Raw genomic sequence first — 25,758 nt, 5'->3', positions numbered from 1 at the left:
TCCTTTATGCAATATCCTCTCTCGTCTTTAATTCCTTCTGAATTCCTTTTGCAAATCCTTCGTCCAATATCGCCAGAGATGCACGGAATTCTTTTCCCATTGCATGCCCTAAGGTATCTTTATCTCCGTAAAAATAAATTGGAACCTTATAAAATTTACACATTTCCCGAAACTTTTTCTTCGTATTATCAGATGCGTCCGATGCGACAATCACCAAGAACGCTTTTCTTGTCTTGGTCTCTCTTTCTGTCAGGAATTCCCCGCTTGCAGTCTTTCCCGCTTTCGTTGCAAGCCCAATCAGGGACAATATCTTATCTTGCCTCAATACCTTCCATCTCCCTTTCCAGCTTTTCATAAACCTCCGCAGGGATTGCCTGCCCAAAGGAACGTTCTAATCCTTTTGTCTTTACGGCCTTTTCAAAACATTCCTGTGACAGACACAAGTACGCTCCTCTGCCATTTTTTCTTCCGGTTATATCCAGAGAAAACGTCCCGTTTTCGTCCCGTAGAACCCGCATCAGTTCTTTTTTCGGCTTCATCTCTTGACATCCCACACATTTACGCATGGGGATTTTCTTTTTATTTCCCAAACAAGTCACCTCTGTTAATTCTATGCTTCGCTCTCGTCTGTCTCCACGAATTCATATTCTTCATACTCTTCCGGACTTTCATAAGAATCCTCATAGTCTTCTTCATAATTCTCATAGTCTCCGGTATATCCTTCCTCTCCCATCATTCCCATCTGTTCCATGTAGTCTTCCGGGAGTTCACCGGATTCAATTGCCTGTGTCTCACTCTTAATATCAATCTTATATCCCGTAAGCCTTGCAGCAAGCCTTGCGTTTTGTCCTTCTTTTCCGATAGCTAAAGAAAGCTGATAGTCCGGTACGATAACACTTGCAACCTTTTCCTCCGGGTCTGCCATAACAGAAATGACTTTCGCCGGACTTAGCGCGTTCTCAATCAAAAGCGCCGGATTTTCATCCCAGTTGATAATATCTATCTTCTCTCCCCGCAGCTCCTGTACAACCGCATTTACCCGCGCGCCGTTCATGCCGACACAGGCTCCTACCGGATCTACGTTCTCATCATTGGACCACACTGCCATCTTGGTACGTGAACCTGCCTCACGCGCAATACTCTTTATCTCTACCGTACCGTCTCTTACCTCTGCAACCTCTGCCTCAAACAGACGCTTCACCAACTCCGGATGTGTACGGGAAACCAGGATCTTCGGTCCCTTCGGCGTATTCTTTACTTCTACCACATACAGCTTAATCCGTTCTGTTGGCTTGAATGTCTCACCTTTTACCTGCTCGTTCTCTGTCAGCATCGCATCTGCCCGCCCCAGATTGATACTGATATTTTTGCCTACATAACGCTGTACAATACCTGTCACAATGTCTTTCTCTTTCTCGAAGTACTGGTCAAATACAACCTTTCTTTCTTCTTCTCTTATCTTCTGCAATATCAGGTTTTTTGCATTCTGTGTCGCAATCCGTCCGAATTCCTTTGACTGTACCGGAATTTGTGCCACATCGCCAATCTGAAGAGAGGAATCTATTTTTTCCGCCTCCTCAAGACTAATTTCCAGCGCCGGATCCATCACTTCCTCCACCACTTCCTTCTCTGCATAGACAGCATAATCACAGGTTTCCCTGTCCATAATCACTTTGATGTTGTCTGCTGTGCCGAAATGATTTTTGCAGGCACTGATCAATGAATTTTCTATGGCATCCATCATCGTATCCTTGCTGATATTCTTTTCCTGCTCAAGAATCGTCAACGCTTCCAGTAATTCTGTATTCATTTTTATTTCCTCCTAAAATTTAAAAATCCAAAGCTAAACGAATCAGCGCGATTTCACTTTTCTTAAATGTCTGTGTGGACTCATCTTCATAAGCAATCGTCACAGTTTCTTTGTCGTATTCCTTTAAAATCCCGACAAATTCCTTCTGTCTTTCTATTGCCCGATATGTCCGGATTTCCACTTCTTCACCGAGACTTCTCTTGAAATCCTTTTCCTTTTTCAACGGCCTTCCAAGTCCCGGAGAGCTCACTTCAAAAATGTATGAATCCTCGATGTAATCTTTTTCATCGAGAATATCTGAAAACTTTCTGCTGACTGTCTCACAGTCGTCCACTGTAATTCCGCCAGGTTTGTCAATGTAGGCGCGCAGATACCATGTCCCCGCTTCTTTTACATATTCTACATCCACCAGTTCGAATCCGTTCTCTCTTACAATCGGCTCTAGAAGCTCTTCTGTTTTCTGTTCATATTCTTCTCTTCTTGACACACCAAACTTCCTTTCTCTGGTATATACTTACTTGTTCAAAGGACTGCTTTGCCGGAAAATCTCCGGCAATAAAGAAGAGTGAACTTTCGTTCACTCTTCTGTCGGCTTCCTATGTAACTGTATAGCAGTATAACACTAATCACTTTAAATTGCAAGGAAATTCTTTATATTTCGTCACCCTTCTCTTTTAGCCGCGTGCTTTCGTTCCGGTTCCGTCTCTTTTTGCGAGTCTCAGCCTGTTTAAAGCAATTTCCTTTTCTTTATACACAGCCTTTACTTCTGTCCCTTCTTCAAACACATATATCTGTTCCAGTTCGTCTTTCTTTTGCAGCTTCATCCCTCTTACGCCGACAGCACCTTTTTTCTTCTCTGGCACCTCACCTGCCGGAAACCGGAGGAAATACCCTCCTTTTGTCTGCATGACAATATTCTGATTCTCATTGACAACGCAGACAGAAAGAAGCCTGTCACCATCCTGCAGCTTCGTCGCTGCAATTGTTCGCTTCGCCACTTGAAATTCGCTTCCGTCTACCCTTTTTATCATTCCCTGCCTGGTCGCAAACAGTAACCTGGCAAAACGCATCTGCTCTGCATCACACACCATAACTATTTGTTCTTCACTGCTGGAATAATTGCTCACATTGTCAATTGGTGTTCCCTTGTCGCGGAATCTTCCATAGGGAAGATCCAGTACTTTGACCTGGTGCATCCTGCCGGTATCCGTAAACATACAGATTTTGCCGGTGTTCATGCAGTGCACAATATACCTATTCTCGCTGTCCGCCGCTTCTTTATTTCTTTCATACACAGAGACATCTACCGTCTTGGCATATCCGAACCGATCCATCATAAACACAACTTCCTGCTCTTCGATTTTCTTTTCTTCAAAGACAGCTTCCTCTGCGTTTTCTACTGCTGTACGGCGCTTTCTTCCATACTCCTTTTTATAAGAATCCAGTTCTTCCATAATCAGGTTCGCCATGGAATCATAATTGTTCAAAACGTCTTCAAACCTTGCAATATTTTTTAGAGTCTGATCATGTTCTTTTTGCAGTGCTTCAATTTCCAGCCCTATCAATTTATACAGGCGCATCTCCAGAATTGCCGTCGCCTGTCTCTGGGTAAAGCGCAGCAGTGCCGCCATCTTTTTAGAAATGCCGGACTTAAATTTGATATTGTCCGTCACACCATTTACCAGACATTCCCTGGCGTCCTTTACAGATTTGCTTCCCCGCAAAATCTCGATAATCAAATCAATGACATTGCATGCTTTGATAAGCCCTTCCTGGACTTCCCGCTTTTCTTCTTCCCTGGCCAGCAGGGTTTTATATTTTCTTGTTGCCAGCTCAAACTGAAAATCCACATGATGATCAATGATCGCCTTTAGCCCCAGGGTTTCCGGTCTGCCGTTCGCCACAGCCAGTATATTGACGCCGAATGTATCTTCCAGACGGGTTTTCTTATAAAGCATGTTCTTTAAATTTTCGACGTCTGCTCCTTTTTTTAGTTCCAGCACAATCCGGATGCCTTCCTTGGAGGACTGATTAGAAATATCCACAATATCCGACGCTTTTTTCGACTCCACCAAAGCAGCGACGTCGTTTAAGAACTTGCCGATTCCACTTCCAATCATTGTATAAGGAATTTCTGTGATAACGAGCTGCTTCTTTCCTCCTTTTAATTCTTCTACCTCTACTTTTCCGCGGACTTTGATTTTCCCCTGACCGGTTTCATAGATCTGAAGCAAGTCGTCTTTATTGACAACAATTCCCCCTGTCGGGAAATCTGGGCCTTTGATATATTTCATCAACTGCTTTGTGCTGATTTCATCATTTTTCATGTATGCTTTTACAGCGTCAATCACTTCGCCCAGATTATGTGTCGGAATGCTGGTTGCCATCCCCACTGCAATTCCTTCTGCACCGTTTACAAGCAGATTTGGAATCCGTACCGGAAGCACTGTCGGCTCTTTCTCTGTCTCATCAAAATTAGGGCCAAAGTCAATGACATCCTTATCTAAATCAGACAGGTACACTTCCTGGGTAAACTTTGTAAGCCTGGCTTCTGTGTAACGCATCGCCGCCGCACCGTCTCCCTCTATGGAGCCAAAATTTCCATGCCCGTCCACTAGGATCATACCTTTTTTAAATTCCTGCGCCATGACGACCAGCGCCTCATAAATAGAACTGTCCCCATGCGGATGGTATTTTCCCATCGTGTCTCCTACAATACGCGCACATTTACGGTACGGTTTGTCATAGCGTATGCCCAGCTCGTGCATATCATAGAGTGTCCTTCTTTGCACCGGTTTCAGTCCGTCTCTCACATCTGGCAGCGCACGTGCAATGATCACACTCATGGCATAATCAATATATGACTTTTTCATAAGGTCTGAATACTCAGTTCTTATAATCTGTGATTCACTGTTCATTTTCTCTTCTCCTTGTCACCTTAATACAGAAACTGCTTCTTTCTATATGTCCAGCTCTGCCTCCGTAGCATTTTCGTATATAAACGCTTTTCTTGGAGGCACCTCCGTTCCCATCAGCATTTCCGTTACACTGGAGGCCATTCTTGCATCTTCAATTTCTACCAGCTTTAACAGCCTTCTCTGGGGATCCAGAGTCGTCTCCCAAAGCTGCTGCGCATCCATCTCTCCCAACCCTTTATAACGCTGTAATGTAAAACTGCCGTCATGGGTCTTTCTGTATTTCTCCAGTGCCTTATCATCATATAAATACTCTTCCTCTCCCTTCTTCGGCATCGCCTTATAAAGAGGAGGCATAGCAATATAGACATGCCCTTCATAAATTAATTCTGGCATGAACCTGTAAAACAAAGTCAGAAGCAATGTAGAAATATGTGCACCGTCCACATCTGCATCCGCCATGATAATAATTTTATCATACTTAAGCTTTGTAATATCAAAATCATTCCCATAGCCTTCGGAAAATCCACAGCCAAAGGCGTTAATCATTGTCTTAATTTCTGCATTAGCCAAAATTTTGTCAATACTTGCCTTCTCTACATTTAAAATCTTCCCGCGGATAGGCAGAATTGCCTGAAAGCTTCTGTCTCTGGCTGTTTTCGCTGAACCGCCTGCGGAATCTCCCTCCACAATAAAAATTTCACATTTTTTTGGATCTCTACTCTCGCAATTGGCAAGCTTTCCGTTACTGTCAAAGGAATACTTCTGCTTTGACAAAAGATTTGTCTTTGCCTTTTCCTCGGTCTTTCGAATCTTCGCTGCCTTCTCCGCACTGGAAAGTACCTTTTTCAGCACCTCTAAGTTCCGGTCAAAATACAGCACTATCTCGTCTCCGGTTACCTTCCCTGCTGCTCTTGCCGCGTCCGGATTGTCCAGCTTTGTCTTTGTCTGCCCTTCAAACCGCGGATCTGGATGCTTGATAGAGACAATTGCGGTCATTCCGTTTCGTATGTCCGCCCCTGTAAAATTCGCATCCTTCTCCTTCAAAATTCCAAGCTCTCTGGCATATTGATTCATAACGGAAGTAAAGGTTGTCTTAAACCCGGTCAGATGTGTACCGCCTTCCGCATTGTATATGTTATTACAGAACCCAAGTACATTTTCATGGAACTCATTGACATACTGAATCGCCGCTTCTACCTCTATTCCTTCTGCCTCTCCTTTAAAATAAATCGGAGCGTGCAGCGTTTCCTTTTTCTTATTTAAATCTTGGATATATCCAACAATCCCGTCTGGTTCATGGTATAGTATCTTCTCTGTCTTTTCTGACCGCTTGTCCTCGAATGTGATCGTCAATTCTGGATTCAGATAGGCAGTCTCATGCAGACGACTTTTTACCTCCTCCGCCCGAAACCATGTTTTTTCAAATATTTCGTCATCTGGCAGAAAATTTACTTCTGTCCCTGTTTTCCGCGTTTTCCCAATCTTAGGAAGAAGCCCGTCCTCCAGTTCTATAACCGGAATTCCTCTTTCATATCTGTCGTGATGAACATATCCGTCCCTGCTTATCTTCACATCCATATAGACTGACAATGCATTTACTACGGAAGATCCTACCCCATGCAGGCCTCCGCTTGTCTTATAGGCAGAGTCGTCAAACTTTCCGCCTGCGTGCAGCGTTGTATAGACAAGACGTGCGGCAGAAACTCCCTTCTGATGCATATCGACAGGAACCCCCCGCCCGTTGTCAGCAATCGTTGCGGAGCCGTCTTTTTCCAGCGTCACATCAATCTTTGAACAAAATCCGGCCAGATGCTCATCCACCGCATTGTCTACAATCTCATAAATCAAATGATTCAGACCCTTTGTTGAAACACTTCCAATGTACATTCCCGGCCTCTTCCGGACTGCCTCTAAGCCTTCTAGTACCGAAATACTGTCCGCATCATATGTATTCTGATTTCCCATACTTACTCTCCTACTTCTTTTACACCTGTCCACGGTATACACACCCGCGCTATTGGTTAATTCTAGCACATAAGATAGGGCTTTTCAAATTATTTTTATTCCACAAGTACCTGCTGCAGCGTGTCCGCCAGCACTTCCATTGCATTCATCATTTCCTCAACCGTATTCGTCTGTGCTCCCGCCTCAATTAAGAGTGATTTCGGTACCAAATGCAGATTGTACCGGTATCCGCGCAGATAGATATGTCTGGCGAATCCCGGATAGGAGCTTTCACATGCCAGCTGCATCTGCAGCGAAAAGGCGAGATTATCTTGTATATAAGGGTTATACAGATAATCAATATCTCCGTTTGTGCGTGTCCTGCTCAGTCCGTTAAAAAACATAATCTTTGCCGTCTGCTTTCCATTTACTTCTGTCACCAAATGTGTATCGTCCGCCACCCCGTCTCTGTGCAGATCAATCACAACCTCTATCGTAGGGTTTGCTTCTAAAATCGGACGGATGGAGGCCTCTGCATTTTCATAGGCATTGCTTCTGTCAAGCTGTCCGTTGATAATATCGTATACCCCCGTATCGTGAATCGTCTCAATTCCTTTGCTGTTTAAAAGCTTGGTCAGATACTCTCCCACTCCTACAATACTTGTACTCGTATCCCCCGGCGTAGAATCTATAAATTCCTCCTGGGAATGTGTATGGAAAATCAAAACCTTCGGCCCTCCCGTGCTGGTATCGATCTTCATGCTGCGTCCAAGCAGGTCGTCCGCATTTAGCTGCTCCGGACCTATCATAGTAGAGCTGTCCACCGTATAAAAATTACTCAGAAGATAGTCAAAGTCTCTTAGCTTTTCTATAGACATATCGATCGAGGAGGACACCGGCTGTGTATTCTGTGTCTCTGTCGTATCTGCCTCCCCAATCAGCTTTCCGTTCTCGTCTACTGCATGCTCGTCATTCGCCTGACTTTCTAAAATCTTGGCGATTGTCTCTTCATCCTCCATTGTCGCCTCATATGTTCTCTTTTCCTCTACATACGGCACGACCGGCAGCCAGACATATGCCTTACGCATAATCCATTCACCAATTCCCTGCTCTGGCTTTTCATCCAGATAAGCCATTCCCGGCATGTACATTTCTTCTGCACGTTGTACCAGGCTTCCCTGCATCTCATATCCGAACTCTTTTGCCGCTGTTTTTCCAAACAGACAAATCATACAGGTTCCCACAATACAAAAGACAAAAAACGCTCCTTTAAAACGTCTCTGTTTTATATAATTCAATCTTTATTCTCTCCTCTATAAAAAGAATGTGCAAAACACATTCTCGCGCCGAAGCGCGGCTGTGTCAGCAGCCATTTTCCACTTGCACGCAGTGTGCAGGCTGCCGTCAGAGTACGGCTGCTAAATACAACCGTTTTTGTTTTGCACATAAAAGTCCTTTCCTGTCGGTCAGACCCTTTCTTACATTGTATGATTGATTTTACGGATTATGCCTCTTCTCTTTTTACAAACAATATATTCAATGCCTCTGAAATCGTATAGCTTATCTGATTTACCATTTCATCTACATCCTTCGGTGTTACAAACATCCCATTCAAGTGCGGCGCAATCAATTCTTTTACAAGCTCATATTTTTCACCCGCAGTATAGGAGCGCAATACTTCCCCTGCTTTTTTCAGCGTCTTGGAGCTTTCCAGCGCCGTTATAAAATTTTCCATCGTGTCATTTACAATCGTCGCCGCGTCCACCACCGTTGGGACTCCGATCCCGATAACCGGTATTCCCAAAGATTCTTTGTTCAAACCGCTTCGGTTGTTGCCCACTCCTGTGCCGGGATGAATTCCCGTATCTGCAATCTGAATGGTACGATTCAGTCTTTTACTGTTGCGGGCCGCCAAAGCGTCTACCGCAATAATCAAATCTGGTTTTGTCTCCTGCACTACACCGCGCACAATTTCCACTGTCTCCATTCCTGTCTGTCCCATAACGCCCGGCACAATCGCGCTTAGCATATCTGCATGCTCCATACCCATCGCGTATTTTCCATATTCTTTTACAATATGCCTGGTTACAGTCAAATGATCGACGACGTTAGGGCCGAGCGCATCCGGTGTTACCTGCCGGTTCCCAAGCCCCACTACCAGTATAGAGACGTCTTTCTTGTTGAACTTATTCGTTTCAATTAATTCCTGGATATATTTTGCCAATTCCTCGGAAACTTCTCTGTGATAATCTTCATCCGGAACAGACAGATTGGGGGCCTCTAAGGTCAGGTACGTGCCTACTGGTTTTCCCATCACTTTTGCTCCTTTTTCTGTCTCGATCCGTACTCTTGTCACCCGGATCTCCTTTTCTTCGTCATAGTGCTCCTCCAGTATTACTCCCTGTACTTCTACATTATCCGATTCAAACCGTTCTTTCTCCTCCAATGCAAGGTCTGTCCGAATACTATACTTATCCAACATACTCCATCCTCACTTTACTGATTGTTCGCGTCAATGAGTAAAACGGCGGCGGCAGCCACAATAAGCACGCAGTGCGGTTTTACGAATGACGCGGGCTGAACTGTTACTAGTTTTACCGTATTTTTCATAAATATGTATTGACAAGCCCCAATACTTGGCATAAAATGAATGAGTATGTTCCATTGGAACGTCCGTGTCCGAGTCCAATGGAATACTAAGATTACATTTGAAATTTCGCATATTTGGAGGTGTACAGATTGGCTAACATTAAATCTGCTAAGAAAAGAATTTTAGTGAATGAGACAAAGGCTGCAAGAAACAAAGCAATCAAATCAAAAGTGAAAACTGCTGTGAAAAAAGTAGAAGCTGCCATCGCTGCGAAAGACGCAGAGGCTGCAAAAACTGCGCTGCATGCAGCTATCGTTGAAATCTCAAAAGCCGGAAGCAAAGGTGTTTATCACAAAAAAACTGTTTCCAGAAAGATTTCTCGTTTATCAAAGGCTGTAAATACAATTGCTTAATTGTCTGGTATAGAGAAAATAAAAAAGAAAAAAGACATCCGCTTCCGTCAGGCGGATGTCTTTTTTAGTGTAGGCCATACCATAATCAGCATAGTGACAAAGGATGCCGTACCGCCTACAGCGTTTGAAATCGGTTCCGCTAAAAATACTCCATTCGTCCCTAAATTTCCTATCATAGGAAGTAGAATTGTAAGCGGCACCACAATAACGATTTTCCGGAACAGAGAAAAGAAAATTGCCGGTTTGGGGAGATTGAGTGCCTGATAAGTAGACTGTCCGGAAAATTGAAGCGCCATCATAAATATTCCGCAGAAATAAATCCGCATAGCCGGAATTCCTTTCTGAATCAGCTCTGGTTCACTTGTAAACAATTGCAGGAAAAAGCGGGGTTCAAAGAAAAGAACTGCCCACATCAGCACAGTAAATATCATACAGCTCCCCGCCATAAATTTGACAGCAGCTTTTACACGTGCATAGCACTTTGCCCCATAATTGTATCCGATCACCGGCTGCGCCCCTGAAGTCAAGCCCGTTACCGGCATCGTGATAATTTCCCTCACCGAATTGATGACTGTCATAATTCCTACATAGGCATCTCCCCCATATCGAGAAAGCATTGCATTACATACAATCTGTACAGTTCCATTTGTTATGTACATGATAAATCCCGCCATTCCAAGTAAAACGATCTCTCGGATTAGCTTCAGATTCAGACGCATAGCTTCCTTATTCAGCTTCAATATCGCTTTTTCCCCTGTAAGGAATTTAAGCACCCACAGAGCAGACGCCCCCTGCGAAATAACTGTAGCGACGGCGGCTCCTCTTACTCCCATATGGAATCCGAAAATCAGAATCGGATCCAGAATGATATTCAGCACTGCCCCTAATAAAACTGTGAGCATCCCTATCCTGCCAAACCCCTGAGAGTTTATAAAGTTATTCATTCCCAGACTTATCATAACAAATATGGTTCCAAACAGATAGATCGTCAGATAGGCATCTGCATATGGAAATGTGGCATCACTGGCTCCGAACAGATACAGAAGCGGTCTCTTAAACGCCAGGCAGCCCAGCATCAGAATACTCCCGCATAAAAGCAGCATAGAAAAGGAATTTCCCATAATGCACTGTGCTTTCTTTTCTTCATGTCCCCCGCGTGCAATAGAACAAAGAGGCGCCCCTCCCATTCCAAATAAATTTGCAAATGCCGTAATAATTGTGATGATAGGAAGCGCCAGCCCGATTCCCGTCAGTGCCTCCGCAGAGGTATGAGGAATATGCCCGATATAAATGCGATCTACAATGCTGTAAAGCACATTGATCAGCTGCGCCAGTGTCATCGGCAGTGCCAGGCTTAGAATATTCTTCGCTATATTTCCTTTGCTGAAATCGTTTCTACTCTCCACACTTTCTCCTTCCCCTATCCACCGCGATGCAGTGCAGCTCACACAAAGCCATTCTCTGTACTTGCCCGTCAAATATCCGCTTATGCAAGCATGGCGGCTGCCTGACGGGCTTATCGTGCAAAAAGAATACACATATCAACACGGGCATGATATGTGTATTCTTCCTTTTGCCGATCCCGGCTGACTCTTTACTTCTCCATGTCTGACTATCAAAAAAATCTTAGTTGTTGATCAGCTTATCCTCATCACTCCAGCTGTAAAGGCTTCTGATCTCTTCGCCAATCTTCTCTGCAGGATGCTCAGATGCAAGCTTTCTCATTGCTCTGAAGTGTGCCTGTCCTCCTGCCTCTGACATATCCAACAGGAATTCTTTTGCAAAAGATCCATCCTGAATATCTTTTAAGATCTGTTTCATAGCTTTCTTCGTCTCATCTGTGATAATTTTCGGTCCTGTGATGTAATCGCCGTATTCCGCTGTATTAGAGATAGAATATCTCATTCCTGCAAATCCAGACTGATAAATCAAGTCTACGATCAGCTTCATTTCATGGATACATTCAAAGTATGCGTTTCTTGCGTCATAGCCTGCCTCTGTCAATGTTTCAAATCCCGCCTGCATCAATGCACACACGCCGCCGCACAGTACAGCCTGTTCTCCAAAAAGATCTGTCTCTGTCTCTGTTCTGAATGTAGTCTCTAAGATACCTGCTCTCGCACCGCCGATTGCAAGACCATATGCAAGTGCTTTGTCAAGCGCCTTTCCTGTAGCATCCTGATAAACAGCCACCAGACAAGGAGTTCCTTTTCCTGCCTGATATTCGCTTCTTACTGTATGTCCCGGAGCCTTCGGGGCAATCATTGTCACGTCTACATTTGCCGGCGGTACAATCTGTCCGAAATGAATGTTAAATCCATGTGCAAACATCAGCATATTGCCTTCTTCCAGATTCGGTTCAATATCCTTTTTATAAAGAGCAGCCTGTTTTTCATCATTGATCAGAATCATAATGATGTCCGCTTTTTTTGCTGCATCTGCTGCAGTAAATACTTCAAAGCCCTGTTCTTCTGCTTTTTTCCAGGAACGACTTCCCTCGTAAAGTCCGATAATTACGTTGCATCCAGACTCTTTTAAGTTCAGTGCATGTGCATGTCCCTGACTTCCGTAACCGATGATTGCGATTGTTTTTCCCTCGAGCAGAGAAAGATTACAATCCTCCTGATAATAAATTTTAGCTGCCATTTTTCATTCCTCCTAAATTTTCACTTCGGCATCTTCATGCCGTGTTTTCTAAAAATATATAGTTAAGGGCAATCCCCTTAGCTTTCCTTTGTACTGCAAAGCTCAATCGATATATGTAACATCCTTGCTGCCCCTGGACAGACCGGTAATCCCAGTCCTTGCCAGCTCCAAAATCTCATAATCCTTGAGTAGATTTAAAAACGCCTCTAATTTTGATTGATTTCCCGTAAGCTCGATCATCAGAGATTCTTCTTCCACATCTACAATTTTCGCCCGAAAAATGTCTGCCACTGAAATAATCTCGCCTCTCTGTGCAGCATTGGCGCGAAGCTTTACCATAATCAATTCCCGATATACAGATTCTCCGTCTTTTAGAAGCTTGATCTCGATTACATCCTCCAGTTTTCTAACCTGCTTTTCAATCTGTGAAAGAATCCGTTCATCCCCCGAAGCAACCACAGTAATCCTTGTAAATCTTGGGTCTGCTGTCATCCCTGCGGTGATACTGTCGATACTGTATCCCCTTCTACTGAACAGACCTGCAATCCGGCTTAACACGCCAGGATTATTGTCAACCAATAATGAATAGACCTGTTTTCTCATTTACTTCCTCACTTTCCTGATTGCTCTGACTTTCAAAAGGAAAAACAGAGTGCGTTCTGTTTTCTATAATATTAACAACTGCTTCTTCTTTTGTCAAGAGAATCCGATCATAAATATTTCTTATCTTTCCATCTTCTGCTGTTCTATCTGTTCTGCGAGTTCATTTAAATATATCCACCGTTCTGTTTTTTCTTCCAGCTGCTTTTCTACTTGTTCCTTTTCTTTCATAATCTCATACAGACGCGCGGAATTCGTCGCATTCTTAAGCACCTCTTCCTCTAAGCTCTGTATCGTATTTTCTAGTTTCTCAATCTCCTCATCAATACACGCATATTCTCTCTGCTCCTGATAAGAAAATTTAAGCTTTGCCGGCTGATTTTTCTTCCATGTCTGCTTCTTGTCCTTTTCTCCTTTTTTCTCTTTTGGTTCTCTTGGTGCTTTCTCTCCCTCTTTTGCCTGCTTCGCCTCCAGATAGTCCGTATATCCACCCTCATATTGCACAAGCCTGCCGTTTCCTTCAAAAGCAAATATCCGGTCTGCAATGGTATCCAAAAAATACCGGTCATGGGAAACTGCAATGACAATGCCCGCAAAAGAATCCAGATACTCTTCTAGTATGTGAAGTGTAGGAATGTCCAAATCATTCGTCGGCTCATCTAACAGCAAAACATTCGGAGCACTCATTAAAACCTTCAATAAGTACAACCGACGTTTCTCCCCTCCTGACAATTTCGATACAGGAGTATACTGTAGGGCAGCATCAAACAGAAAACGCTCCAGCATTTGAGACGCCGATATCTTTCCCTCTTTTACCGGAACATATTCGCCTACCTCTCGAATGGAATCGATCACTCTCTGTGTTGTGTCCATCTGCGGTGTCTCCTGTGCAAAATATCCTATCTTTACTGTCTCTCCAATCTCAATTGTCCCTCTGTCTGGTTCTAATTCTCCTGCCAGAAGCTTCATCAGAGTAGACTTACCGCATCCATTCTCTCCTATAATTCCAAGTCTTTGATTTTTCAACACAATATAGCTAAAATCCGTAAGAAGCGGCTTCTCTTTATATCCTTTGTAGATATGGGACAGTTCGATTGTCTTTTTTCCCATCCGGCTTTGTACAGCCTCTATCTCCACTGTCCTATCCTGATTTGGATCCGCCTGATTTTTTAGTTCCTTAAGCCTTAAAAGCCTTGCCTTTTGTTTTGTACTTCGTGCGCGGCAGCCGCGCTTCGCCCATTCTATTTCCGCCCGCAATATGCTGTTTCTCTTCCTCTGTGAAGCGGCCTCCATTTCTTCTCTTAATGCCTTCAGCTCCAGAAATCTTGAGTAATTTGCTTCGTATTCAAAAAGTTTTCCATGGCTGATTTCTAAAATTCGGTTTGTCACCCTATCCAAAAAATACCGATCATGCGTTACCATAATAACGCTTCCCTTAAACCGGTTCAGATACTCCTCCAGCCACACCACCATTTCATTGTCCAAATGGTTCGTCGGCTCATCCAGAATCAGTATTTCCGCCGGATTTATCAGAGTTCTTGCAAGGGCGGCACGCTTTTTCTGACCGCCGGAAAGCTGCTGTACATCTGCCCCATGTTCCAAAAGCCCAAGGCGGTTCAAGATACGCTTTGCTTCACTGGCCATTTTCCATTCTTCCTTTTGTATTTTTCCTGCCATCACATACGATAGTACCGTCTCTTCCTTTGTAAAGACCGGATTTTGAGGAAGATAGGCAATCTGAACTCCATTTTTCGTGACAACCTGCCCTGCATCTGCCGTCTCTAATCCAGCGATAATTTTTAAAAAAGTAGTTTTCCCAGTTCCGTTAATCCCAATGATTCCAATCTTGTCCCCCTCTTGGATTCCATAGGAGACGTCGTCCAAAATACATTTTTCGCCATATATTTTGCTGATGTGTTCTATATTTAAAATATTCATAGACTCATTTCGCCTTTCCTCTTTGTCGTTTCTTACAGCACCTCTCTATCATAAAATATTTATGCGCTCTTAGCAAGAGCCCTGCCTGTTCCTGCCTTTCAATTGATTCCATATGACTACAAAGAAACTCACTATCAGCAAAAAATAAAAATTAAGTCCTCTGCTGATCAGCATAGAGGGAATCAGATACAGACTTGAAAACACCTGTAAAAATACGGTTTTGTACATCAGCTCTGTAATCCCCTGCGAGCCCGGCAATGGCAACATATCCACAGCTATATAGATACATGCCTGTAAAAGAATCACCTTATAACCGCCTGTCCCATGTATTCCAAGACCTAAATACACCATATACGTTAAAACAAACAGGCTGACTCTCTGTAAAAAGGTAATACCGATCACAATGAAAATCTTTTTCTTGTGCAGAAATAAATACTGCACAGCTCTCTGGTAATTCTCTACGAACCCTTCCAGTTTTTCCTGACGAGCAATGGATGGTTTCATTACCTTCATCCGTACTCCCAGCCTTACAAAAAAAGCTGCTGCCTTCTTTATTATGTGCGGAACAAGCATAATGGAAAGAATCAACACAACTACAAGTATATTTAAGGAAAGTCCTGTCAGGTATAACAGAAAATACCCTTTTAATTCTGCTTTAAGCTGTCCGTACCAAAACAACAGAAGCCCAATTCCCATCCCTACCAACACAAATTTATAGATTAAGGCAACGGTCATTAGAACAACAGTGCTGTCAGAAACTCTGTTTCCATCTTTCTTCATATAATAAAGCTGTACTGGCTGTCCGCCTGTTGCCGACGGTGTGATACCAGAATAGAAAAAGCCGATGAATGAATAAGCAATACAGCGCATAAGCCCACTCTTCCCTTCCATGGAACGAAGCAGATACCAGATCATTGTGCCTTCTGCACTGACAAAAAATAAAGCGAGCCCTGCCGCCAGTATCAGACAAACCGGAGACATCTGAAGAACAGCCCTCTGAATCTGCCACAGATCTTGTCCATAAAACAGGGTATAAAAGGTAAGTCCCATAACGAGAAAGAAAAATCCAATCTGAAGTACTCTCTTTTTCATGCCCATACCCTGTCCCTCACAGATTCTCCGGCAAAAGCAGCCGAGATGGCCGGTACCTTCTGCCTTTTTGCAGACAAAAGCTCTCTTTGTGTGTGCATAAGTCTCTTAACTTTCCCTCAAAAATTTTTTCTTTCTCTGGATATTCATAAAAATCCTTTGGCGTTACCAAAGAGAAATGCTTCCCCCACCGGCATATACCTGCGTCTTCAAAAAGCTTTCCTATATAAGATGAGCAAGTATAATGGTTTTTCTGGTAAAAAGGACGGTTCATCAGAATAAAGAAAAGCCCCAGAACTGCATAGTGATACCGAAACCGTTTTTTCATTGCTTTCTGCAATGTATGCTCTATATATTCCTTTTGTTCTTCCGAACAGGTGATTCTACAGATCATGTAGTCCGCCTGCGGAAATGCCCGCAGTATCTTTTTCTTATCTTCCTTCTCAAACCCTGCTATAAGAGGAATAGAAGGATGCCTTCTCCCTATGCTATATGCTTCCGTCAAGGAGGCGTCTAGTGACACCACTACATGGATATATTTCTGTTTCAGCCTCTTTCGGATCATACGAGCAAAGAACCCTGGTGTATCTACAAATGCAATATAAATTTCTGCCATCTCCTGTCCCCCCTCCTACTGAAACTGATAAAGCCTTCGTGCCACTCTGTATCCCCCTACTGTGATTTTTCCTCCCAGCTTCCCTGGAAGATAGGAAAAACCACTCAAGGTCGTATAGCGCAGACGGTAGTATAATGCCTTGTTCTCTTCGCGGATTTTTTCCCACATATCTTTACGTTTCCTGCGTGCCTCTTCTGTCTGTATCAGAAGTAAGTGAATGGAAGATATAGTAAGCATAATAGAAATATTTCTTGTCATATAGGAGGCCAGCTTTGGCGAAATCGCCTTTACTGCTTTTAAGTCTACACAACGTGCCACTATATCTGTCACTCTGATCTGCTGATCAATTCGTTGCATCAGAACCCTTTCATTGACCGACTGATCCTCTCTGCCCAGATAATACTGATACAAGTCCACATCCATATAATAGATCTGACTTACGAAAGGCAATGGCTGATAGGCAAACAGATTGTCCACATAGAAGGTATGTTCTGGCAGCCTCACTTTGCTCTTTCTTAAGATTTCTGTTTTAAAAATAAGGGCATGCATAACTAAATACTGGGAAGGACGGAAACGTCCTATCGAATCCCAGCCGCACATTTTTTCCTTTGGAAATACATTCCTATAATGAATAGAATGTGTAGTTCCCTCATCCAGATGATTGTAAACATAGTTGCACACGAATAAATCTGGTATTTTTGTGTTTTCTTCCATATGGCAGAAATTTTTTATCTGAGTCAGAAGTTTTTTGTAAGCATCTCTGTCAAGCCAGTCATCTGAATCCACGACTTTAAAGTAGACGCCCTGTGCCAGCTCCATACCCATGTTCACACCGGATCCATGTCCTCCATTTGCCTTATGTACCACCTTTACTATATTTGCATAGTTTGCTTCGTATTCATCTGCAATCTGTCCTGTATTGTCAGAAGAACCGTCATCAATAATCAAAATCTCTACATCCTCCCCGCCTTCCAAAAGAGAATCTATACATCTTTTCATATATTCCTCTGAATTAAAACACGGCACTGTAACTGTAAGATATTTCATTTTGCCATTCCTCCTGGTCGTCTTTTTTTCCTTTTTCCAATACAGCTTATCGTGCTTTTCTTAAAATCAGCGGGAGAGATTTCTTAAGATATTGTGCTTAAAATCTTAGAATTTTCTAAATTTTTCTTTCAATGCTTGAGTACAGCCAAAAAAAGTTATACCATATATAGAGTTATTTATGAAAGTGAGGGATTTTATGAGTTCAAGAAAAAAACTCTCTACTATATTCGATGATGATTTTGAAGTTACTTATGAAGAAGAACCGTCTGTCTTTACTGACGATTATCATACAGACGCCTCCAGACAGAGGCAATTTGAAGAAGTAGAATATGATGAATATGACAAATATGACGACACTCCTATCGTCCGCAGGAAAAGGCGAGACCATAGCTTAGTCCCTCTTGCAGCGCCCATACGAAAGGGCGGAAAAGCGCTTTCTAAATTTTCCAGCGCCTTAATCCGCCAGCTTTCTGTCATCCTGATTCTGTCAATTATGTGTTTTGCAGCTTATAACTTCTGGCGTGGAAGTGCCCTCTACGGAGATATAGTAGAAGCCTTTGAAACAATGGAAATTTCGCCCGTTCTTGCCGCATATTTCAGTGTAGTGGCTGTTTTTCTGCTGTTTGAGCTCCTCTCTCTTCTGTGGGCAATGACACGCACAAGAGTCAGAAACGGCTTTACTTCCTGGAAAGAGGACACCGGCAGAGGTATGTTTTCCTTCATTGCGGTGTTTGTCTCTTCCTACCTTGCCTTTCTCCTAAACCGTTTTATTCCAGAGTCCCCGGAGGTCTTATACGGACTCAAAGGCGCTCTGGATGTCTACGGTTCCTTACACAATGTCCTGTTTGGACTGTGCGCAGCAGGGGTGATTTCCTGTCTGATACGCAAATATAAGTCTAATGCATAGCCGAAAGATTTTACACGTGGAAACATCCGCCGCCGATAAATTCTCTAAGCAGGGAATTTGTCGGCACATATTCGCTCCCAATACCTACAAAATAATCAAAAAATTTCAAAAGCCTTTTTGCCTCCGAATATTCCGGTGAATGTTTTTCCACACCGAATAAAAGAGGCTCTACATATTGTTTCAGCACCGCCAATTCATATAAAAGGGAAGAATTAAACATCACATCTGCCTCTTCCTGGAACGGAAAAATGTTCTCTTCTTCTCCCCTTCTCACAGATTGCCACATTGCGATTGTCTTTTTTGCAGATGCTCCCCTCGTCCTTGCGTCTCTTACCAGCCTTCGGATCAGCCGTCCGTCTGTGGACGGTATTCTGTTATGCTCGTCAATGTTTAGCTGTGTCAGTGCGCTGATATATATTTTAAATTTATTCGAATCAGAAAGTGCTGCCGTTAGTTTTGGATTCAGACAATGTATACCCTCAATCACAAGAATATCATTTTCTCCAAGCTTCTTTGGCTTTGTATCAAAGGTACGGATGCCTGTTTTGAAATTAAATATCGGCAGATATACTTCTTTCCCCGCAAGTAAATTCTCCATGTCTTCGTTGAATTTTTCCACGTCAATTGCCTCAAGACACTCGAAATTATAATTGCCATTTTCATCCCGAGGGGTATCCTCTCTGTTTACAAAATAGTTATCTACCGCAATCGGATGCGGTTTCATTCCATTTACTCTAAGCTGTATGGACAGGCGATGTGAGAATGTTGTCTTTCCTGACGACGAAGGCCCGGCAATCAATACAAACTTCACGCCCTTTCGTCCGGCAATCCTCTTGGCGATCTCTGCAATCTGCCTCTCCTGATAGGCTTCCTGGACGAGCACCACTTCCCGCATATCGTATTTTGTAATCATGTCATTGAGTGCGCCCACCGTATCAATTTCCTGGCTGTCTCCCCACTCGATCGATTCCTTCAGCACATGGAACAGCTTCGGACTCGGGACAAACGGCGCGACCTCCTCCGGCGCTTCCTTCACCGGCATTTGTATGACAAATCCTGCATCATACAGATGAAGCGAAAAATACTTCAGGCATCCTGCATCTGGTACCATATATCCATAGTAATAATCCTCAAATTCATTCATGCTGTAAATATTGACCTTGGACACTCTTCGATACTCAAAAAGCCTTTCTTTGTCATACATCCCATGCCTTCGGAACAGGTCAACTGCCTCCGATGTATGAATAGAACGTTTCTCTATCGGAATTCTCTCTTTGCAAAGACTGCGCATTCTTTTCTCCACCTTTGCAAGAAATTCCTGGTTCAGCTCTACCTCTCCTTCTATCGTACAGTAATATCCTTTGCTCATAGAAAAATGAATCCGTACACGTTCTACCGTATCGTGTCCGCCTACATCATGCACTGCCTTCACCAGAAGAAAGCACATGCTTCTTTTATAAGTGGCATGCCCGATTGGATCTTCCGTTGTCAAAAAAGAAATCTCACAATCTGTTTCAACCGTCTTTGTCAGTTCCTGCAGCCGGAACCGGTTTACGTAAACCAGTACAATCTGGTGTGCGTATCTCTCTTGAAATTCTTCGGCTATCTTCTGGTATGTTGTGCCTGCCTTATATATCCTTGTCTCATTTCCAATTTTTACTTTGCAATTATTCTCTTTCATCCTGCCTCCTTATTGATTGTATACTATTATACAACTTGAAATGGATGCACAATCGGCGCCGTCATAATTTCCAGGTCCGGAAAATTCTTTTCCAAGAATCGTTTCATGTCGTCGATAAAAATATATTCTGTCCCGTAGTGTCCGGCGTCGATCACAGACAGTCCCTGCTCCACAGCATCTAAACCGTCATGGTGTCCAATATCCCCTGTCACAAGCACATCTGCTTTTTTCACAATTGCCGCTTGTATAGCGCTATGTCCGCTTCCCGGAGAGACCGCAAGTCTTTTCACCTCTCTGTGCATGTCTCCGAATATTTTCAGGGAATCTAATTTTAGTTTATGTTTCACATAGTCGCAACATTCTTTCAAAGACATTTTATAAGGCAGTACACCCACTCTTCCTATTCCCTCTTCTTTTCCTTCTATTTGTATTGTAGTATCCAGCACCTCCGTCTTTTCCAGTCCCAGCATTTTCTCTGCCACATATGCCATCCTTAGCACATCATAATTTGTATGCATTGCATAATACGCAATGTCAGACTGAATCAGTTCTACAAGTCTTCTGCCTATAAAATTTGTATCTGTCACACTCTTTAAAGGAGAAAAAATAAGAGGATGATGGGTAATCAGCATATCTGCTCCGGCTGCTTCTGCTTGCTTTATCACATCTTTTGTCGCATCCAGCGCAATATACACTCTGTGTACTTCTTTTTCATTTCTGCCTGCCAAAAGCCCTACATTGTCAAAGTCCAGCGCTGCTTCCCTGGGATATGACGCTTCTATCACTTTTGTTATTTCTTTACAAAGCATAATATTTCATTCCTTTCTCTGCCCGTACTAATTCTCGTTTTAATTGCTCTTTCCTCGTTTGAATCCGTTTTGAATCCGTTTGCTCCAACTGTTTCAGTATCTGCTGCTTTATCGCTATTTCTTTTTTCAAAAAACGGTACAATACCTGATTTTGCTTTTCTAAAAGAAGCCTTCCATACTGGAGCTCTGTCTCATTCCACTGCTTCTCCTGTCTGCCTCCTCCTGGAACCACCTTCATCATAGGATAATATTTTCCGTCTTCCTCCACCATCTCTTCTTGTATAAACAAAAAACCCTCCTGTAACAGAAAGGCTCTCACTTTTGCGATTTCCGACTGTGGCTGCAAAATACATTCTTTCAGGCAGTATACCGTCTCTCTTGCGCGTTCCAGAATATGTATCATCAAGCTGCCTCCCATTCCCGCGATCACTGCGCACTGTACTTCTCCCGGAACTATCTGCTCCATGCCGTCTGACAGTCTCAAATCAATTTTCTCTTCCAGGGCATGGCTGCGCACATGCTCTTCTGCTCTTTTCAAAGGGCCGGCATGAATATCCATTGCCACTGCAGAAGGCACACTCCCATTTTCTACAAGATAAATCGGGATATAGGCATGATCTGTGCCTATATCCGCTATTTTATATCCAGTGGTCACCAGAGCTGCAACCGCCTGTAATCTTTTCGATAACTCCATAAACGCTCCTTTAATCCAGATAATCTCTTAGCTTTCTGCTGCGGCTTGGATGCCGAAGCTTCCTCAATGCCTTTGCCTCGATCTGGCGGATACGCTCTCTTGTCACATCAAACTCCCTGCCTACTTCCTCCAGCGTCCTTGCCCGTCCGTCATTCATTCCAAAGCGCAGACGCAAAACCTTCTGTTCTCTCTCTGTCAATGTATCTAACACTTCGTCCAGCTGCTCTTTCAGCAGTGTCTGTGCCGCTGCCTCTGCCGGAACCGGCACATTATCATCCTGAATAAAGTCTCCTAAATGGCTGTCCTCCTCCTCACCGATCGGCGTTTCCAGAGACACCGGTTCTTGAGAAATCTTCAAAATCTCTCTGACACGCTCCACCGGCATGTCCAGCTCCTTTGCAATTTCCTCCGGCATCGGCTCTCTACCCAATTCCTGGAGCAGCTGTCTGGATACGCGAATGAGTTTATTGATTGTCTCTACCATGTGCACCGGTATACGAATCGTCCTCGCCTGATCTGCAATCGCTCTTGTGATTGCCTGGCGAATCCACCAGGTTGCATACGTACTGAATTTATATCCCTTATGATAGTCAAATTTCTCCACTGCTTTTATCAGACCTAAATTCCCTTCCTGAATCAGATCTAGAAACAGCATCCCCCTGCCGACATACCGCTTTGCAATGCTGACAACAAGACGTAAGTTTGCCTCCGCAAGTTCTTTTTTAGCGTCCTCATCGCCTTCCTCCATCCGTTTTGCCAGTTCAATCTCACGCTCTGCGCTTAAAAGAGGGACTTTACCTATTTCTTTCAGATACATACGCACAGGGTCTTCAATACTGACGCCTTCCGGAACTGACAGATCGATATTTTCCATATCTACATCATCGTCTTCCGAAATAATCACGTCAATATCTACATCCACATCATCATCTGCATCAGAACTAATCCTCAGAACATCAATATTGTTTGCTTCCAGGTAATCATATACCTTCTCCATATGTTCCGCGTTCAATTCCATGTCATTGAAGAAATCATTGATTTCCTGAAGCTCCAGTATGCTCTTTTTCTTCTTGCCCTGTGCAACAAGCTCTTTTAATCTTTCTTCAAATTTCTGTATGTTTTCTTCCATGTGTCCATCCTTCCTTACCCGCAAAAGCGCAGGCTGTCTTGTTTTATTTTATCCTTATTCAATAGAAATATGCAGTTTCTTCAAATCCTCCAGCTTCCGTTTTTCTTCCATCAGATGCTGTAGTCCCGCCATATCCGTCGGTTCCAGGTCAAGGGTCTGCTTATCAATACTGTGTGCCTTCACTCTTACTATCGTTTCTTTCAGCGCCTGTTCCTGTTCCTCTTTTGTTTTCAGCTCTTTAATTCTTGTGTGAAACAAAGATGCTGCCTCTCTGTGCTCTTCCTCCGCTGTAAAATGATTCAGTATTTTTGCAGGATTCAAGTCTCCTGTCTGATACTGCTCATACACAAAGCCGGCAACGGTCTGATAGAGCTCTTCTGTAAAGTCCTTCGGGCTTATGTATCGGCTGATAATCTCAAACAGCTTCCGCTTATCAATCATCCATGTAAGAAGTACCTTCTGGGAAACCAAGCTTGGATCTTCCTTTGGCTTTTCCTGGCCGTTTGCCTGTTTCGGCCTGCTTACCGGCCTTGCCATTCCCTCTCTTACTGCAGTCTTGCTCACCAGCTTTCTTAAGCTCTCTTCACTGACCTTATACTTCTTTGCCACGGCTTCTATATAGTTATTCCGTTCTAATTCCTCCTCAAAGCCAAGAAGCCGCCGCGCTGCCTCATTGAAAAACGCGGTCTTCCCCTCCGGAGAATGCATATCAAATTCTCTCTCTGCTATTTCCAGGCTGAACAAAAAACCGTTTCTCGCCGCTTTGATCCGTCCTTCAAACTCTTCTGCTCCCAGATTCTTAATAAATTCATCCGGATCCTTGTAGGGGTCCATCCGTATCACCCTCGCCGAAATCCCTGCTTCTTTCAGTATCGGCATTGCTCTTAATGCTGCCCTGGTTCCGGCGTCGTCGCTGTCATACGTCAAGTAAACCTCCTGGACGTATCGTTTCATCAGTGATGCATGTCCCAAAGTCAGCGCTGTTCCCAAAGAAGCCACTGCATTCGTAAATCCCGCCTGGTGGAGAGAAATCACATCCATATACCCTTCACAGAGCAAAAAATACGGTTTTTTCGAAGTTCTGGCGCGGTTTAACCCGTACAGATTCCGGCTTTTGTCAAACACCACTGTCTCCGGAGAATTCAAATATTTTGGTTTTCCGTCTCCCATGACACGCCCGCCAAAGCCAATTACCCGATTGTTCACATCCATGATCGGAAAGATAACCCGATTCCAGAATTTATCGTAAATGCCATGTCGTTCGTCCGTATTTACAAGCCCCGCTTTCCGAATCAGCTCTTCTGTGTACCCTTTTGTCCGCAGATATTTGTATAAATCATCACTGTACTTATTCGAATATCCCAGGCCGAACGCAGTAATCATCTCGTCAGACAGGGATCTGTTTTTTAAATATGTATAAGCCTGCATACCATTTGGGGACTTCAACTGCGCATAAAAATATTTTGCCGCCGTTTTGTTCACTTCTAAAATCGATGCTTTTAAATCTGCTTTTTCCTTTGCCTCTTTGGAATATTCCATCTCCGGCAGCTCTACTCCTGCCCGATCTGCCAAAACCTTCACTGCCTCCAGGAACGTAAAATTCTCATATTCCATCAGAAAAGTAAATACGTTTCCTCCGGCGCCACAGCCAAAGCAATAATACATCTGCTTTCCCCGACTGACAGAAAAAGACGGAGATTTCTCATTGTGAAAAGGGCAGAGACCAAAATAGGAGCTTCCCTTTTTCTGAAGTCTGACGTACCCTGATATTACATCCACGATGTCATTTTTCATTCTGATTTCTTCTATCAGATCCTCTGAATAGTACATGTCTTCCTCCTAAAATAATGCCCTATATTATTATATTCGACACAGCCTTTCTTTTTCCTTTAATTTTTCCACGCTTCCGGCACAAAAAATTCTTCATATTTTTTCACTGCATACAAATCCGTCATTCCTGCTATATAATCACATACAATCTGTTCTCTACTGCTGTCTGTGTTGGAAAGGGCGTCTAAAAATTGCTGCGGCAGCAAATCCAGGTGCCGGATATAATATTCGTATAATTGTTCTATCATATGTACCGCTTTGTCTTCCTCTCCCTTTGCCTTCGGATTCATATATACATTTTCAAACATGAATTTCCTAAGGCCGGTCATCGCTGCTTCCACTTCCTCTGACATACAGATCTCCGGCTTATCCATGCTGTTTATAATCACGTCATGCACCATCGTATTCAGTCGTTCCTTGCTTGTATATCCCAGCACTTTCCTAAATCCTGCCGGAATATCCTCTTCTGTCAGAATTCCGCCTCTGATGGCGTCATCTATGTCGTGATTGATATAAGCAATCTTATCCGAGAGCCTTAGAACCTGTCCCTCCAGTGTATGTGGATGTCCGGCTGTCTGATGGTTTAAAATTCCATCCCGTACCTCCCAGGTCAGATTCAGCCCCCGTCCTTGTTTCTCCACACATTCAACGACGCGCAGGCTCTGTATATGATGCGCGAAATGGTACACCCTGTTTAAAGCTCGCTCCCCTGCATGTCCAAAAGGAGTATGGCCCAAATCATGTCCCAGGGCAATTGCTTCTACCAGATCTTCATTTAGCTTCAGAGCCTTGGCAATCGTCCTTGCATTCTGTGACACCTCCAGCGTGTGTGTAAGCCTGGTACGGTAGTGATCTCCTTTGGGCAGAAGGAATACCTGCGTCTTCTGCTTCAATCTGCGAAACGCCTTACAGTGCAGAATTCGATCCCTGTCTCTTTGAAATACCGGACGTATATCACACTGTTCTTCCTCTCTTACCCTTCCTTTTGAATTTTTGCTCAACGTAGCGTAAGGACTTAAATACTCAAGTTCACGTTCTTCCAACTGTTCTCTTATGGTCATTGGCATTACCTCGAATCCATCTTGAAACCTTGTGAA

24 protein-coding genes are annotated in these 25,758 nt (G+C 43.5%); 2 read left to right on the top strand and 22 right to left on the bottom strand.

Annotation, left to right across the window (positions count from 1 at the left end; genetic code table 11):
* Nucleotides 1-4: 4 nt before the first annotated feature.
* From ACZ5C4_RS08565 to gpr, 9 genes are all read right to left on the bottom strand, one after another.
* Nucleotides 5-325 carry a L7Ae/L30e/S12e/Gadd45 family ribosomal protein gene (locus tag ACZ5C4_RS08565; RefSeq protein ID WP_186875758.1) on the bottom strand — a complete coding sequence of 107 codons (321 nt, stop codon included), beginning with the start codon at nt 323-325 and terminating at the stop codon, nt 5-7.
* A complete protein-coding gene (gene rnpM / locus ACZ5C4_RS08560) occupies nt 312-590 on the bottom strand; it encodes an RNase P modulator RnpM (RefSeq protein WP_186874674.1) in 279 nt (92 codons plus the stop codon). Before rnpM ends, ACZ5C4_RS08565 begins: the two co-directional genes overlap by 14 nt.
* 20 nt (nt 591-610) lie before the next feature.
* Nucleotides 611-1,810, bottom strand: coding sequence for a transcription termination factor NusA (nusA, locus tag ACZ5C4_RS08555; protein WP_186874675.1), 1,200 nt, complete (start codon nt 1,808-1,810; stop codon nt 611-613).
* Nucleotides 1,811-1,829: 19 nt separating this feature from the next.
* Nucleotides 1,830-2,297: a ribosome maturation factor RimP gene (gene rimP, locus ACZ5C4_RS08550; protein WP_186874676.1), complete on the bottom strand. Its 468-nt coding sequence runs from the start codon at nt 2,295-2,297 to the stop codon at nt 1,830-1,832.
* A 187-nt stretch (nt 2,298-2,484) separates the two neighbouring features.
* Nucleotides 2,485-4,728, bottom strand: coding sequence for a DNA gyrase/topoisomerase IV subunit A (locus ACZ5C4_RS08545; RefSeq protein ID WP_464520635.1), 2,244 nt, complete (start codon nt 4,726-4,728; stop codon nt 2,485-2,487).
* Between the two features lie 42 nt (nt 4,729-4,770).
* Nucleotides 4,771-6,693, bottom strand: a complete 1,923-nt coding sequence (locus ACZ5C4_RS08540) for a DNA gyrase/topoisomerase IV subunit B (RefSeq protein WP_464520634.1) — start codon at nt 6,691-6,693, stop codon at nt 4,771-4,773.
* A gap of 95 nt (nt 6,694-6,788) precedes the next feature.
* Nucleotides 6,789-7,904, bottom strand: a complete 1,116-nt coding sequence (spoIIP, locus tag ACZ5C4_RS08535) for a stage II sporulation protein P (protein ID WP_464522323.1) — start codon at nt 7,902-7,904, stop codon at nt 6,789-6,791.
* A 62-nt stretch (nt 7,905-7,966) separates the two neighbouring features.
* Nucleotides 7,967-8,119: a hypothetical protein gene (locus ACZ5C4_RS08530; RefSeq protein ID WP_464520633.1), complete on the bottom strand. Its 153-nt coding sequence runs from the start codon at nt 8,117-8,119 to the stop codon at nt 7,967-7,969.
* A 57-nt stretch (nt 8,120-8,176) separates the two neighbouring features.
* Complete coding sequence (gene gpr / locus ACZ5C4_RS08525; RefSeq protein ID WP_186874682.1) at nt 8,177-9,154, bottom strand: GPR endopeptidase; 978 nt, start codon at nt 9,152-9,154, stop codon at nt 8,177-8,179.
* A 257-nt stretch (nt 9,155-9,411) separates the two neighbouring features.
* Here gpr and rpsT point away from each other — a divergent pair, with 257 nt between their 5' ends.
* Nucleotides 9,412-9,675: a 30S ribosomal protein S20 gene (rpsT, locus tag ACZ5C4_RS08520; protein ID WP_117975538.1), complete on the top strand. Its 264-nt coding sequence runs from the start codon at nt 9,412-9,414 to the stop codon at nt 9,673-9,675.
* Nucleotides 9,676-9,722: 47 nt separating this feature from the next.
* Here rpsT and ACZ5C4_RS08515 read toward each other — a convergent pair whose 3' ends face one another.
* From ACZ5C4_RS08515 to ACZ5C4_RS08485, 7 genes are all read right to left on the bottom strand, one after another.
* Complete coding sequence (locus ACZ5C4_RS08515; RefSeq protein WP_330604842.1) at nt 9,723-11,081, bottom strand: MATE family efflux transporter; 1,359 nt, start codon at nt 11,079-11,081, stop codon at nt 9,723-9,725.
* Nucleotides 11,082-11,301: 220 nt separating this feature from the next.
* Nucleotides 11,302-12,321 (bottom strand): ketol-acid reductoisomerase, encoded by a 1,020-nt coding sequence (ilvC, locus tag ACZ5C4_RS08510; protein WP_464520632.1) that lies wholly within the window; start codon nt 12,319-12,321, stop codon nt 11,302-11,304.
* Between the two features lie 102 nt (nt 12,322-12,423).
* Nucleotides 12,424-12,924: an acetolactate synthase small subunit gene (gene ilvN, locus ACZ5C4_RS08505; protein ID WP_186874684.1), complete on the bottom strand. Its 501-nt coding sequence runs from the start codon at nt 12,922-12,924 to the stop codon at nt 12,424-12,426.
* Between the two features lie 120 nt (nt 12,925-13,044).
* On the bottom strand, nt 13,045-14,859 hold the full coding sequence (locus tag ACZ5C4_RS08500) for an ABC-F family ATP-binding cassette domain-containing protein (RefSeq protein ID WP_464520631.1): 1,815 nt from the start codon (nt 14,857-14,859) through the stop codon (nt 13,045-13,047).
* Nucleotides 14,860-14,928: 69 nt separating this feature from the next.
* On the bottom strand, nt 14,929-15,957 hold the full coding sequence (locus ACZ5C4_RS08495) for a lysylphosphatidylglycerol synthase transmembrane domain-containing protein (protein ID WP_464520630.1): 1,029 nt from the start codon (nt 15,955-15,957) through the stop codon (nt 14,929-14,931).
* A 10-nt stretch (nt 15,958-15,967) separates the two neighbouring features.
* Nucleotides 15,968-16,564 carry a hypothetical protein gene (locus ACZ5C4_RS08490; RefSeq protein WP_464520629.1) on the bottom strand — a complete coding sequence of 199 codons (597 nt, stop codon included), beginning with the start codon at nt 16,562-16,564 and terminating at the stop codon, nt 15,968-15,970.
* Nucleotides 16,565-16,579: 15 nt separating this feature from the next.
* Nucleotides 16,580-17,611: a glycosyltransferase gene (locus tag ACZ5C4_RS08485; protein WP_464520628.1), complete on the bottom strand. Its 1,032-nt coding sequence runs from the start codon at nt 17,609-17,611 to the stop codon at nt 16,580-16,582.
* Nucleotides 17,612-17,807: 196 nt separating this feature from the next.
* Here ACZ5C4_RS08485 and ACZ5C4_RS08480 point away from each other — a divergent pair, with 196 nt between their 5' ends.
* A complete protein-coding gene (locus ACZ5C4_RS08480) occupies nt 17,808-18,518 on the top strand; it encodes a hypothetical protein (protein WP_464520627.1) in 711 nt (236 codons plus the stop codon).
* 10 nt (nt 18,519-18,528) lie between these two features.
* Here the strand turns inward: ACZ5C4_RS08480 and ACZ5C4_RS08475 are convergent, their stop codons facing one another.
* From ACZ5C4_RS08475 to ACZ5C4_RS08450, 6 genes are read right to left on the bottom strand one after another with little or no spacing between them, the layout of a single operon-like run.
* A complete protein-coding gene (locus ACZ5C4_RS08475; protein WP_464520626.1) occupies nt 18,529-20,199 on the bottom strand; it encodes a uridine kinase family protein in 1,671 nt (556 codons plus the stop codon).
* A 26-nt stretch (nt 20,200-20,225) separates the two neighbouring features.
* Nucleotides 20,226-21,008 carry a Nif3-like dinuclear metal center hexameric protein gene (locus tag ACZ5C4_RS08470; RefSeq protein ID WP_464520625.1) on the bottom strand — a complete coding sequence of 261 codons (783 nt, stop codon included), beginning with the start codon at nt 21,006-21,008 and terminating at the stop codon, nt 20,226-20,228.
* Nucleotides 20,998-21,702 (bottom strand): tRNA (adenine(22)-N(1))-methyltransferase, encoded by a 705-nt coding sequence (locus tag ACZ5C4_RS08465; RefSeq protein WP_464520624.1) that lies wholly within the window; start codon nt 21,700-21,702, stop codon nt 20,998-21,000. Before ACZ5C4_RS08465 ends, ACZ5C4_RS08470 begins: the two co-directional genes overlap by 11 nt.
* Before the next feature lie 10 nt (nt 21,703-21,712).
* Entirely contained in the window at nt 21,713-22,831 is a 1,119-nt protein-coding gene (rpoD, locus tag ACZ5C4_RS08460) for an RNA polymerase sigma factor RpoD (RefSeq protein WP_464520623.1), read from the bottom strand.
* A gap of 54 nt (nt 22,832-22,885) precedes the next feature.
* A complete protein-coding gene (gene dnaG / locus ACZ5C4_RS08455; protein WP_464520622.1) occupies nt 22,886-24,661 on the bottom strand; it encodes a DNA primase in 1,776 nt (591 codons plus the stop codon).
* Between the two features lie 59 nt (nt 24,662-24,720).
* Nucleotides 24,721-25,722: a deoxyguanosinetriphosphate triphosphohydrolase gene (locus tag ACZ5C4_RS08450; RefSeq protein WP_464520621.1), complete on the bottom strand. Its 1,002-nt coding sequence runs from the start codon at nt 25,720-25,722 to the stop codon at nt 24,721-24,723.
* Nucleotides 25,723-25,758: the final 36 nt, after the last annotated feature.

The organism is Mediterraneibacter flintii (assembly GCF_055387595.1).
Note: the sequence above shows the minus strand (reverse complement) of the source record. Positions and strands in the feature narration are given on the sequence as shown.

Excerpts from the sequence above, each read along its gene's own strand:
- nusA (WP_186874675.1), bottom strand. The coding sequence starts at position 1,810 with ATGAATACAGAATTACTGGAAGCGTTGACGATTCTTGAGCAGGAAAAG.
- ACZ5C4_RS08545 (WP_464520635.1), bottom strand. The coding sequence starts at position 4,728 with ATGAACAGTGAATCACAGATTATAAGAACTGAGTATTCAGACCTTATG.
- ACZ5C4_RS08540 (WP_464520634.1), bottom strand. The coding sequence starts at position 6,693 with ATGGGAAATCAGAATACATATGATGCGGACAGTATTTCGGTACTAGAA.
- spoIIP (WP_464522323.1), bottom strand. The coding sequence starts at position 7,904 with ATGATTTGTCTGTTTGGAAAAACAGCGGCAAAAGAGTTCGGATATGAG.
- ACZ5C4_RS08530 (WP_464520633.1), bottom strand. The coding sequence starts at position 8,119 with ATGTGCAAAACAAAAACGGTTGTATTTAGCAGCCGTACTCTGACGGCA.
- gpr (WP_186874682.1), bottom strand. The coding sequence starts at position 9,154 with ATGTTGGATAAGTATAGTATTCGGACAGACCTTGCATTGGAGGAGAAA.
- ilvC (WP_464520632.1), bottom strand. The coding sequence starts at position 12,321 with ATGGCAGCTAAAATTTATTATCAGGAGGATTGTAATCTTTCTCTGCTC.
- ilvN (WP_186874684.1), bottom strand. The coding sequence starts at position 12,924 with ATGAGAAAACAGGTCTATTCATTATTGGTTGACAATAATCCTGGCGTG.
- ACZ5C4_RS08500 (WP_464520631.1), bottom strand. The coding sequence starts at position 14,859 with ATGAATATTTTAAATATAGAACACATCAGCAAAATATATGGCGAAAAA.
- ACZ5C4_RS08495 (WP_464520630.1), bottom strand. The coding sequence starts at position 15,957 with ATGGGCATGAAAAAGAGAGTACTTCAGATTGGATTTTTCTTTCTCGTT.
- ACZ5C4_RS08490 (WP_464520629.1), bottom strand. The coding sequence starts at position 16,564 with ATGGCAGAAATTTATATTGCATTTGTAGATACACCAGGGTTCTTTGCT.
- ACZ5C4_RS08485 (WP_464520628.1), bottom strand. The coding sequence starts at position 17,611 with ATGAAATATCTTACAGTTACAGTGCCGTGTTTTAATTCAGAGGAATAT.
- ACZ5C4_RS08480 (WP_464520627.1), top strand. The coding sequence starts at position 17,808 with ATGAGTTCAAGAAAAAAACTCTCTACTATATTCGATGATGATTTTGAA.
- ACZ5C4_RS08475 (WP_464520626.1), bottom strand. The coding sequence starts at position 20,199 with ATGAAAGAGAATAATTGCAAAGTAAAAATTGGAAATGAGACAAGGATA.
- ACZ5C4_RS08470 (WP_464520625.1), bottom strand. The coding sequence starts at position 21,008 with ATGCTTTGTAAAGAAATAACAAAAGTGATAGAAGCGTCATATCCCAGG.
- ACZ5C4_RS08465 (WP_464520624.1), bottom strand. The coding sequence starts at position 21,702 with ATGGAGTTATCGAAAAGATTACAGGCGGTTGCAGCTCTGGTGACCACT.
- rpoD (WP_464520623.1), bottom strand. The coding sequence starts at position 22,831 with ATGGAAGAAAACATACAGAAATTTGAAGAAAGATTAAAAGAGCTTGTT.
- dnaG (WP_464520622.1), bottom strand. The coding sequence starts at position 24,661 with ATGTACTATTCAGAGGATCTGATAGAAGAAATCAGAATGAAAAATGAC.
- ACZ5C4_RS08450 (WP_464520621.1), bottom strand. The coding sequence starts at position 25,722 with ATGACCATAAGAGAACAGTTGGAAGAACGTGAACTTGAGTATTTAAGT.